This is a genomic window from Pseudomonas sp. RGB (assembly GCF_007713445.1).
Taxonomy (GTDB): Bacteria; Pseudomonadota; Gammaproteobacteria; order Pseudomonadales; family Pseudomonadaceae; genus Aquipseudomonas.
The window spans coordinates 309,608-320,364 of the sequence record NZ_VMSH01000006.1 but is presented as its reverse complement, the minus strand read 5'-3'; the positions used below and the strand labels follow the sequence as shown (position 1 = coordinate 320,364).

The window sequence follows — 10,757 nt, the reverse complement described above, 5'->3', positions numbered from 1 at the left end:
CACTGTCAAAGTGCCGGTTGCAGCCTTACATGAAAGCTGCGCGGCAAAGCGCCGCATATACCCTCTCAATCGATGGGACTGGTAGAATCGCCGCCGGTTCACACGAGGTTTTTCCATGCACGATCCCCACAGCGAACGCATGAGTAGCGGCGAGACCCGAGCAGCAAGCGGTCTGGCCCTGGTGTTCGCCTTCCGTATGCTTGGCATGTTTATGGTGTTGCCGGTGCTGGCGACCTATGGAATGGATCTCGCAGGCGCGACCCCCGCCCTGATCGGCCTGGCGATTGGCGCCTATGGCCTGACCCAGGCGCTTTTCCAGATTCCGTTCGGGATCATCTCCGACCGCATCGGCCGGCGCCCAGTGATTTACCTGGGGCTCATCGTGTTCGCGCTCGGCAGCGTGCTTGCCGCGCAATCGGATTCGATCTGGGGCGTGATCGCCGGGCGCGTGCTGCAGGGCGCCGGCGCAATTTCTGCGGCCGTCATGGCGCTGCTCTCGGACTTGACCCGCGAACAACATCGCACCAAGGCCATGGCCATGATCGGCATGACCATCGGCCTGTCGTTCGCGGTGGCCATGGTGGTGGGTCCATTGCTGACGCGCGCCTTTGGTTTGCACGGACTGTTCCTGGCCACGGGCGGCATGGCGTTGTTCGGGATCGTGATCGTGGCCTTCATGGTGCCGCGCTCCACCGGCACCTTGCAGCACCGTGAGTCCGGCGTCGCACGCAAGGCATTATTGCCGACGCTCAAGCACCCGGACTTGCTCCGTCTGGATTTAGGTATCTTCGTGTTGCACGCGATGCTGATGTGCAGCTTCGTCGCGCTGCCCCTGGCCCTGGTCGAAAAAGCCGGCCTGCCCAAGGAGCAGCACTGGTGGGTCTACCTGACAGCCTTGCTCATTTCGTTCTTCGCCATGATCCCGTTCATCATCTACGGCGAGAAGAAACGCAAAATGAAACGAGTTCTCCTGGGCGCCGTCGCGACATTGATGCTCACTGAGCTATTCTTCTGGGAGTTCGGCGACAGCCTGCGGGCGCTGGTAATCGGCACGGTGGTGTTCTTCACCGCGTTCAACCTGCTGGAGGCTTCGCTGCCTTCGCTGATCAGTAAAGTTTCACCGGCCGGTGGCAAGGGCACGGCGATGGGGGTTTATTCCACCAGCCAGTTCCTCGGCTCTGCGCTTGGCGGCATCATGGGCGGCTGGATGTTCCAGCATGGCGGTTTGTCGGTTGTGTTCCTCGGATGCGCCGGGCTGGCTGCACTTTGGCTGGTCTTTGCTGTTACCATGCGCGAACCTCCCTATGTGACGAGCCTGCGTTTGCCGTTATCGCCAGAAGCGATCCGCGAAGCCGGTCTGGTTGAGCGCCTTAAGGCCGTCGCTGGGGTTACGGATGCTGTGGTTATTGCTGAAGAAGCCGCCATCTACATCAAATTGGACACCGAATTATTGGATCGCGCGACGCTCGAGCAACTGGTCAACCCAGTGCCGACAGCGCGCCCAGCTTAGGAGAACGTTATGGCCCGTGGGGTTAACAAAGTCATATTGGTCGGTACATGCGGCCAGGATCCCGAAGTTCGCTACTTGCCTAACGGTAACGCCGTGACCAACCTGAGTCTGGCGACCAGCGAACAGTGGACTGACAAGCAGACCGGCCAGAAGGTCGAGAAAACCGAATGGCACCGCGTGTCGATGTTCGGCAAGGTTGCAGAGATCGCCGGCGAGTACCTGCGCAAAGGTTCGCAGGTTTACATCGAAGGCAAACTGCAAACCCGCGAGTGGGAAAAAGACGGCATCAAGCGTTACACCACTGAAATCGTGGTCGACATGCAAGGCACCATGCAACTGCTCGGCGGCCGTCCACAGCAGGGCGACCAACAAGGCGGGGGCAACAACTACCAGCAGTCCGCTCCGGCCCCACGCCAGCAGGCTCCGCGTCCGCAGCAGTCGGCACCGCAGCAGTCGCGTCAGGCGCCTCCTCCACAACAGGCCGCCCCACAGCCTGCTCCGGATTTCGACAGCTTTGATGACGATATCCCGTTCTAATCGGTAACGTCTTCGCTGAAAGCCCTGCGAGCCATGCTCCCGGGGCTTTTTCTTTGCCCTCAACAACTGATCCCAAGCCGCTTGGCGGCAAAGGTTCTGTCGCCGACGTTCAGGCGTCCGTCGCGGCGGCGCTGATCACCATCTGCTTGAAGCGTTGCAATACCGCCGAGCCGTCACCGACCCGCGTCGCCAAATGCAATGGCGCCACGAGGCTTTGGCAGTCCGTCAGTTCGCGATAAACAATGCCATCCCCCCGTAGCCGCTGCATGGACGCTGGCACGATGGAGACGCCAAGGCCCGCCGCCACCAGGCTCAATGTCGCGGTCATGCGCGGCGCTTCCTGGACCACCTGCGGGCTGAAACCCGCTTCACGGCAGGCCACCAGAATCGCGTCATACAAACCCAGCCCGACGCGACGCCGATAGAGCACGAAAGCTTCGGTGGCCAGTGCCGCCAGGGGCAGGGGAGTTGCGGCGTCGTTTGCCAGCGGGTGGTCGGTAGGCAGCGCCAGCAGCATCGGCTCCACCAGAATGGGCTGGTCCTGCAGCGTTTGACTGCCGCTGAGTGGCGAGCGGATAAACGCTGCGTCGAGTCTTTCATGGGCCAGCGCGTCCAGCAGCTCGCCGGTTCCCGCTTCTTCCAGGGCCACCGAGACGCCGACAAACGTTTCGCGAAACACGCGCAAAACGCTGGGCACGAACGGGTGCAATGCCGCCGAACTGGTAAAACCGATAGCCAACCGACCACGCTCACCGCGGGCGGCGCGCCGCACGATATCGGCGATCCCATCGGCACGCGCCAAGACTTCTCGTGCTTCATCCAGCAACGCCAGGCCGGCAGTCGTGGGGCGCACCCCGCGCTGCAGGCGCTCCATCAACGTCACGCCTAGCTCGGCCTCAAGGCTTTGCAGCATTCGGGTCAGCGGCGGTTGTTGCATGCCTAAGCGTTGCGCCGCGCGAGTGATATAGCCTTCCTCGGCAATCGCCACGAAGGCTCTGAGTTGGCGAAGTTCCAGCATAGGGATACTTTCAAGGTATGGGAGGTTGCCAATCCTGGCATTTGTTCTCATGGCTCACAAGATTTAGGCTGTGGCCACTCTCGAAAAGAAGGAAAGCCGTGATGACCTGGTCAGCCGAGCAGTACACGATGTTTGAACAGCAGCGCACCCGCCCGGTTCGTGACCTGGTCGCGGCCATTCCAGATAGCCCGGTAAAAACCGCGGTCGACCTCGGTTGTGGCCCCGGTAACTCCACCGAGGTGCTGGCCGAGCGTTTCCCACAGGCGCACGTCACCGGCATGGACAGTTCCGGCGACATGCTGATCGATGCACGCAAACGCCTGCCGGCGCTGAACTTCGAATTGGCCGACATCGGCACTTGGGTACCGGAGCAGCCATGTGATGTGATTCTGGCCAACGCTTCGCTGCAATGGCTGCCGGACCACGCCTCGCTGTATCCGCACTTGGTCAATCAGCTGACGCCCGGCGGCACCCTAGCCGTACAGACCCCCGACAACCTGGACGAGCCTGCCCACCGCTTGGCGCGCGAAGTTGCTGCCCAGGGCCCATGGGCGGCGAAGATCGGTTCGGTCAAACACAATGAACGGCACACGGCGAGCTATTACTACGAGCTGTTGAGCAAGCACTGCAGCACTGTCGATGTGTGGCGCACCACCTACCTGCACCCGCTGGCGGATCACGCCGCTGTGGTGGAATGGTTCAAGGGGTCGGCATTACGGCCCTTTCTAGCACCGTTGACCGATCGCGAAAAAGTCGCCTTCCTGCATGAATATCAGGCGCGGATTACCCAGGCGTATCCAGCACTGGGTGATGGCACTGTGTTGCTGCCGTTCCCTCGCCTTTTCATCATCGCGACTCGTTAAGGCTCGGTACACAAGTGGCGGTCATGCTGCCGCCGCTTGTGCCTTCAAGTACTCATCCGTCGACACCACGTCTGCGTAGGCAAAAGCCAGTGAAGCCATATAGGCCCCATGCACTTGGGCTGCCGGAATCACTTGCCCGTTAAATTCCAGGTCCCGTGTCGCACACGCGTCATGCAGCAGCGTGACCTTGTAGCCCAGGTCCGCCGCAGCCCGCACCACAGCGTCGATGCACATATGGCTCATGTTGCCCGCCACAACCACTTCGGTGATGGCCCGTTGCTCCAGCAACGCCCGCAGATCCGTCCCGCGAAACGCATTCACAAAGTGCTTGAGCACCACCGGCTCATTCGCCTCGTTCACGGCCTTGGCATGCAGGTGCGCGCCCTCGGAGCCCGGTGTGAAAAAGGGTGCGTCCTCGGAGGTGAACTCATGGCGCACGTGAATCACCGCGTCGCCCTTCTGGCGAAAGGCCTGCAGCACCTGTGCTGCCTTCTCTGCCGCCGCGTCCACGCCGTCGAGCGGCCACTTGCCCGCAGGGAAGTAGTCGTTCTGAATGTCGATGAGGATGAGCGCTTGCTTGGCCATGGGTGATGTCTCGTTGCAGAGGAATGGGCCCGGTATCTTAGCTGGCGCCAGCCGCAGCGGCTGAGGGAATCGTGCAGAACGCCGCCTGTTCAACCGCCTGTCGTGCAGAATAAGACAGGCCAACTGCCATCGCTTTTTAAGCAACTGATTGATTTAAAGACGCTCTTTCCGGAAACCGCCTTGGCCTGATCCCTGCAACCATTGGTGTACACACATGGCGGGATAGCCAAGGGGGACGCATGACCCCGACTCAACGCAAGAAGCTGGTGGTTGCTCATTCCACGCGAGCGGGCGCGCCGCAGCACGAGGTTGAAACCAACCGCGCGCTGGCGCGGTGGCTGGCACAGATTCTGGGGCTGAAATTCGGCGGCAGTTACGACCCGCAGCAACATGCCGGGCGTGACGTGTACGTGCTGCCAACCCAAACCCTGGTGGGCGCCGCCCAGGCGCTGGCGCTGAAGGTAAAAGGCCCAGAGGATGTGTGGGGCGGTTACGTCGACTACGATTTCATCTGCACCAAAGCCATCACCCATGGCCTGCTGAGCCCCGAAGCGACGGCGCCAGACGGCTGGTCGTCGGCGTTTGCCGAGCGGGTGCGCCCGGTCGTGCTTGATGGCCTTAGCGTTTTTGCCCTCGAAGACGCATTGCCCGCCGCCACGCGCTTGCTTTACAGCGGGCCGATCCGCCTGAAGCCTGTGCATGCCTGCGCTGGTCGGGGGCAGGAAGTTATCCACAGTCTCGACGAGTTCGAAGCGCTGCTGGCGCGGCCCGACGTGGCAACGCTCTTTACCGAAGGCGTGGTGCTTGAGCAGGACTTGCACGAGGTGATCACCCACAGCGTGGGCCAGAGTTTTATCGGCGGTCACGTCATCAGCTATTGCGGCGAGCAGTACCTCACTGAAGACGGGCAGGGCGAAGCGGTCTACGGCGGCTCCGACTTACTCGTCGTGCCTGGCGCCTACGCCGACCTGTTGAAGCTCGACCTGCCCGAGGACGTGCGTGAGGCCATCGAACAAGCCCAGGTTTTCGACACCGCCGCCGATGAGGCCTACCCTGGTTTCTACGCTTCGCGCCGCAACTACGACATTGCCCAAGGCCTGGACAGTGACGGCCAACGCCGCAGCGGCGTGCTCGAACAATCCTGGCGCATGGGCGGCGCCAGCAGCGCGGAAGTCGCGGCGCTGCAAAGCTTCATCAATAACCCGAGCCTGCGCGCCATCCACGTTTCATCGGTGGAAACCTACGTGGACCAACCGCTGCCGGCGGATGCCATCGAGGTGTACCGCGGCCCTGCAGACAACAGCGACTTTCTTCTCAAGTACGTGACGGTTAAATCTTATGACGGCTAGAAGTGAAAGCATTGCGATCGACATCGACGACGAACAAATGAGCGGGACATTCCTGAGCCCCAAATCCAAAGTGCCAGGCGTGTTGTTTGTGCACGGTTGGGGCGGTAGCCAGGAGCGCGACCTTGAGCGCGCCAAAGGCATTGCCGGCCTGGGCTGCGTATGCCTGACCTTTGATTTGCGCGGCCACGCCGGCACTGGTATTCCATTGTCGCGCGTCACCCGAGAAGACAACCTGCGCGACTTGCTGGCGGCCTACGACCGCTTGCTGTCGCACCCGGCCATCGACACCTCGGCCGTGGCGGTGGTGGGCACCAGTTACGGAGGTTACCTGGCGGCAATCCTCACCTCACTGCGCCCGGTGCGTTGGCTGGCGCTGCGCGTGCCGGCGCTGTACCGCGATCAGGAATGGCTCAAGCCCAAGCGCGACCTGGATAAGGCCGACCTGATGGATTACCGCAGCACGCTGGTACACGCCGAAACCAATCGCGCCCTGCATGCCTGCGCGCAATTCACTGGCGATGTGCTGATCGTCGAGTCGCAGACCGACGATCACGTGCCGCATGCCACCATCATGAGCTACCGCGCGGCATGCCAGCAGACACACTCGTTGACCCACCGCATCATCGACGGCGCCGATCACTCGTTGAGTGATCCGGTGTCTCAGCAGGCCTACACCTCAATCCTGGTGGACTGGATTACCGAGATGGTAGTGGGTGAGCGGTTGAGCATCATCCAGGCCCGATAAAGCGTTGCCCTCTCAAGCGCCATCACGGGCAAGCCCGGCTCCCACAGTGGAATGCATTCCAAATGTGGGAGCGGGCTTGCCCGCGATGGCGCCGGTCCTGCCAACACTGCATCAGGCCGGTGTCTTTTTAACCCGCAACGCCTTGGCCTTAGCCTCCACCGCGAGGTACATCACCAACGCAATCAGCAGCGGCAAAATAAAGTAGATCGCGCGGTAGGCGATCAACCCGGCAAGCAAGCTGCCGCGCGACGCCTCATGCTGCAGCAAGCCGATAAACACCGCCTCCAGCACCCCAAGCCCCGCCGGGATATGTGTAACCACGCCGGCAATCGCGCTGATCAGCAACACGCCCAACACCAGTGGATAGTCCAGCTTGGCCGGCAACAAGGTGAAGATCACCGCCGCCATCAGTGACCAGTTCAGCGCGCCCATTGCCAGCTGTAAACAGGCCATGCGCAGCGACGGCAGGTTGATCTCGATGCCTTTGATCGACCACGCGCGCTTTGTCGAAAACCGGCAGGCTGCCAGGTAGCCGAAGCTGACCAACACCAACAACACACCTATGCCTTGCAAGGCCAGGGTGCTGACTTTCCACCCGGGCGGCATCGTCACCAAACCGCTGCTGAACACCATACCGGCCAGCGCCATATAGCCGAACCAATTGGTGGCCAGGCTCAGCCCAAGAATCTTGGCGATATTGCCGGTGCTTACCCCGAGCCGCGAATACAGCCGGTAACGCATGGCTATCCCGCCGACCCACGCGCTCAGGTTGAGGTTGAACGCGTAGCTGATGATTCCCACCGGCAGGATTTGCTTCCAAACCAGCGGTTGGCGGATGTAGGTGCGGCCGATGAGGTCGAAACTGGCGTAGACGAGAAAACTGCACAGGGTCAGCGCGCCGGCGATCAACAACGTGCGCAGCTTGAAGTCGCCGAGTGTCTGCAGCACTTCGCTCCAGTCGATGCGCCGCGCGAGCAGGGTGAACAGCGCGATCAACACCAGGAAGAAGACGACGGTCAGCGGCTTCTTCCAGCGTTTGAGTCGTGAACCACCGGCTTCAGAGGTCATGGGCCTGGCTCTCGAAGGGTTTCAAACGCGGTTTATGCGCGGGCAGCCAGCCCGTCAGCACGGGGAAGTGGCGCATCACATGAAACACCAAAAAACCCACGGTCAACCGCCATAACCACAGGCGTGGCTTGCGATTTTCCGGCATGGTCTGGCAGTGCTCGTGGGCGAGCAGTTCCAGGCGTTCGTACAGCTGCTGGTTGAACGCGCGGTCGCGAATCAACACGTTGGCTTCAAGGTTCAGGGACAGGCTCAATGGGTCCAGATTGCTTGAGCCTACGGTGCTCCACTCGTCGTCCACCAACGCGACTTTGCCGTGTAGCGGGCGCTGGCAATACTCATGGATCACCACGCCGTCCTTGAGCAAATAGTCATAAAGCATGCGCGCCGCCAGCTTGGCCAACAGCACGTCGGGCTGGCCCTGCATGATCAGCTGCACGTGCACGCCACGGCGCGCGGCATTACGAATCTCGCGCAGCAGGCGGTAGCCGGGGAAGAAGTAGGCGTTGGCAATCACCACGCGTTTTTGCGCCTTGCTCAAGGCGTGGATATAGGCCTCTTCGATATCGTCGCGGTGCTGCACGTTGTCGCGGTAAATCAAACGTACCAGGCCGTCCTCATTGGCCGTTGTCCACGGTGTCGGCCGTTGCTGGCGCCGTCGCCAGCCGCGCCGCGTGCGCACCTGGCGGCCGCTTTGGGCCAGGGCGAAATGATGCAGGTCGGCGACCGCTGGGCCGGTCACGCGCACGGCATAATCCTGCTTGGCTTCGGGGCCGAAATCGCCCAGATGGTCGGCAGAAAAATTGATCCCGCCGATAAACGCCACGGTGGCGTCCACCACCACGATCTTGCGGTGCAGGCGACGGAACCAGTTGGTGCGAATCCCCAGCGTTTTCGACGCCGGGTCAAACATCTGCACCAGCACGCCAGCCTCGGCAAGCTCACCGAGAAACGCCGGGCTCAGCTCGCCGCAGCCAAACCCGTCGAGGCTGGCCACCACCTTGACGCCGCGCTGCGCCGCCTCAATCAGGATGCCTTTGAGCTCATGGCCGACCTTGTCTTCGAACAGAATAAAGGTCTCCAGCAGGATCTCCCGCTGGGCCTCGCGCATCGCGTCGAAGACCCTGGGGAAGTAAGCTTCGCCGTTCTCCAGCAACTCAAGACGGTTGCCACTCTGCCAGCCGTAATCGACATCACGCGCCTTGGCGTCGTCGGGCGGCTGGTCGGTGGCAATGTGCTCTACCGCGACGGTCATAACTCGATCTCCACCGACAATGGCACATGGTCTGACAGATGCGACCACGGCCGGGTAGTCAGTACCTTGGGGTTGTGAATTTTCAGGTTGCGCACATAGATGCGGTCCAGCGGTAACAGCGGCAGGCGCGCCGGAAACGTGCGCGCGTGCTTACCCGTGGCGTCAACAAACACTTCTTTGAGACCGCTCTGACTCAGGTCGGCCTTTTGGCGCCAGTCATTGAAATCACCGGCCACCACCAGCGGCGCGTCGGCCGGGATTTCGCTGATGCGCTGTTCCAGCAAACGCAATTGCTGCTGACGATGCACCTCGCGCAGGCCCAAGTGCATGCAGATCGCATGCACCTCTTGGCCGGTGCCGGGCAGGCGCAATACGCAATGCAGCAGCCCGCGGCTTTCATGGCCGCTTTGCGAGATGTCGAGGTTGTCGTAGCGCACGATCTGGAATTTGGACAATAACGCGTTGCCGTGGTCGCCATGCGGGTAGACCGCGTTGCGCCCGTAAGCGAACTGCGGCCAGATGCTGTCGGCCAGAAACTCGTATTGCGGCATCTTCGGCCAGTCCTGGTAGCGCTGGGGATGGCGTTCGTGAGTGCCGTGGATTTCCTGCAAGAACACCATGTCGGCGCCCACGCTGCGCACCGCTTCACGCAGCTCGGGCAGGATGAAGCGGCGGTTCAGCGCGGTGAAACCCTTGTGAATGTTCACCGTCAGCACTTTGAAGCGCGTGATGGCGGTGGTGGGCGTGGCGGGGATCAATTCCGGATGGGTCATGGCAGCACTCCGGGTTCCGGCAACTTGCCGGGCTCGGTGGCCAAGTGTTTATCCAGCTCGAAGCGCTGCAACAGTTGGCGCGCATCGAGGGCGCGCGCACTTTGATGTCGTTGTCGAAATAGCAAAAAATATCGCGTTGCTTGCGCGCGCGTGGCGTGTGTTTCGGGTCGACCAACTGCGCATCCGCCGGTTGTTTGCCCTGGCGCCAGCGATCGATGCGGTCGCCCCAACGCTTGATTGCCTCGGCGGTGTAGCCGCTGGCGTAGAGCTTTTTGTCACCGTGCAGGCGCAGGTACAGGAAGTTGGCGGTGACGTCTTCGATATACGGCCACTTGCCGGCGGTATCGGCGACCACCAGTGCCACGCCGTGCTTGTCCAGCATCTGCACAAACTCCGGTACTGCAAAACTCTTGTGGCGAATTTCCACCGCATGGCGCAGCGGCTTTTTGCCATGGGCTTTCATGCTCGCCTTGCCGTTCAGGCGCGGCTCGTGCTCGCGGGCGAGGGCGGCGGCCTGTTGGGTGTCGGTGGGGAGTTGCTGAAGAAAGGCTTCAAACAGCGGCGGGTCGAATGTGAAGCTGGGCGGGAATTGCCAGAGGATCGGCCCGAGCTTTTCTTTCAGTTCCAGCACCCCGGAAGCAAAGAAATTGGCCATCGGTTTGTGCACATCGCGCAAGCGCAGAATGTGGGTGATATAGCGCGGTGCCTTCACGCTGAACATAAAATTATCAGGCGTGTCGGCGTACCACTCGGCATAACGCTTGGGTGTTTGCAGGGCGTAAAACGAGCCGTTGATTTCGATGCTGTTGACGGCGCGTGACGCAAATTGCAATTCGCGTTTCTGGGTCAGGCCCTCGGGGTAGAAATCCCCCCGCCAGGGCGTGTAGCGCCAGCCGGAAATGCCGATGTGAATCGCCGCCATAATTGCTCCCGTGGATGTAGGGTCAAGTGACCTCCGTTTTGGGATGACTGCGGTTTTTGTCGGAAAGTTTCGCCGTTCCTACAGACGGTACGAGGTAAAGAATGTGGGCGCGGGCTGCCTGCGATAGCGGTAGGT

10 protein-coding genes and 1 pseudogene are annotated in these 10,757 nt (G+C 61.4%); 5 read left to right on the top strand and 6 right to left on the bottom strand.

Annotated features, from left to right (window positions below):
* Positions 1–115 precede the first annotated feature (115 nt).
* Both FPT15_RS15775 and FPT15_RS15770 read left to right on the top strand, forming a co-directional pair.
* Positions 116–1,510, top strand: coding sequence for an MFS transporter (locus FPT15_RS15775; protein ID WP_145162691.1), 1,395 nt, complete (start codon positions 116–118; stop codon positions 1,508–1,510).
* 9 nt (positions 1,511–1,519) lie between these two features.
* Positions 1,520–2,047 carry a single-stranded DNA-binding protein gene (locus tag FPT15_RS15770; RefSeq protein WP_010467282.1) on the top strand — a complete coding sequence of 176 codons (528 nt, stop codon included), beginning with the start codon at positions 1,520–1,522 and terminating at the stop codon, positions 2,045–2,047.
* Positions 2,048–2,156: 109 nt separating this feature from the next.
* On the opposite strand, the gene FPT15_RS15765 is transcribed toward FPT15_RS15770, so the two are convergent.
* Positions 2,157–3,065, bottom strand: coding sequence for a LysR family transcriptional regulator (locus FPT15_RS15765; protein ID WP_145162688.1), 909 nt, complete (start codon positions 3,063–3,065; stop codon positions 2,157–2,159).
* 101 nt (positions 3,066–3,166) lie between these two features.
* Between FPT15_RS15765 and tam the strand changes: the two genes are divergently transcribed.
* Positions 3,167–3,928 (top strand): trans-aconitate 2-methyltransferase, encoded by a 762-nt coding sequence (gene tam, locus FPT15_RS15760; protein ID WP_145162685.1) that lies wholly within the window; start codon positions 3,167–3,169, stop codon positions 3,926–3,928.
* A 21-nt stretch (positions 3,929–3,949) separates the two neighbouring features.
* Here the strand turns inward: tam and FPT15_RS15755 are convergent, their stop codons facing one another.
* Positions 3,950–4,513 (bottom strand): cysteine hydrolase family protein, encoded by a 564-nt coding sequence (locus FPT15_RS15755; protein WP_145162682.1) that lies wholly within the window; start codon positions 4,511–4,513, stop codon positions 3,950–3,952.
* A 239-nt stretch (positions 4,514–4,752) separates the two neighbouring features.
* Here FPT15_RS15755 and FPT15_RS15750 point away from each other — a divergent pair, with 239 nt between their 5' ends.
* On the top strand, positions 4,753–5,862 hold the full coding sequence (locus tag FPT15_RS15750) for a DUF3182 family protein (RefSeq protein WP_145162680.1): 1,110 nt from the start codon (positions 4,753–4,755) through the stop codon (positions 5,860–5,862).
* Entirely contained in the window at positions 5,852–6,607 is a 756-nt protein-coding gene (locus tag FPT15_RS15745) for a S9 family peptidase (protein ID WP_145162677.1), read from the top strand. The genes FPT15_RS15750 and FPT15_RS15745 overlap by 11 nt, the downstream gene beginning before the upstream one ends.
* 111 nt (positions 6,608–6,718) lie before the next feature.
* On the opposite strand, the gene FPT15_RS15740 is transcribed toward FPT15_RS15745, so the two are convergent.
* From FPT15_RS15740 to FPT15_RS15725, 4 genes and pseudogenes are all read right to left on the bottom strand, one after another.
* Complete coding sequence (locus tag FPT15_RS15740; RefSeq protein WP_145162675.1) at positions 6,719–7,675, bottom strand: lysylphosphatidylglycerol synthase domain-containing protein; 957 nt, start codon at positions 7,673–7,675, stop codon at positions 6,719–6,721.
* Complete coding sequence (gene clsB, locus FPT15_RS15735) at positions 7,665–8,927, bottom strand: cardiolipin synthase ClsB (protein WP_145162672.1); 1,263 nt, start codon at positions 8,925–8,927, stop codon at positions 7,665–7,667. Before clsB ends, FPT15_RS15740 begins: the two co-directional genes overlap by 11 nt.
* Positions 8,924–9,700, bottom strand: coding sequence for an endonuclease/exonuclease/phosphatase family protein (locus tag FPT15_RS15730; protein ID WP_145162667.1), 777 nt, complete (start codon positions 9,698–9,700; stop codon positions 8,924–8,926). Before FPT15_RS15730 ends, clsB begins: the two co-directional genes overlap by 4 nt.
* Positions 9,697–10,622 (bottom strand): annotated as a pseudogene (locus FPT15_RS15725) (DUF72 domain-containing protein). Before FPT15_RS15725 ends, FPT15_RS15730 begins: the two are co-directional and overlap by 4 nt.
* Between the last annotated feature and the right edge of the window lie 135 nt (positions 10,623–10,757).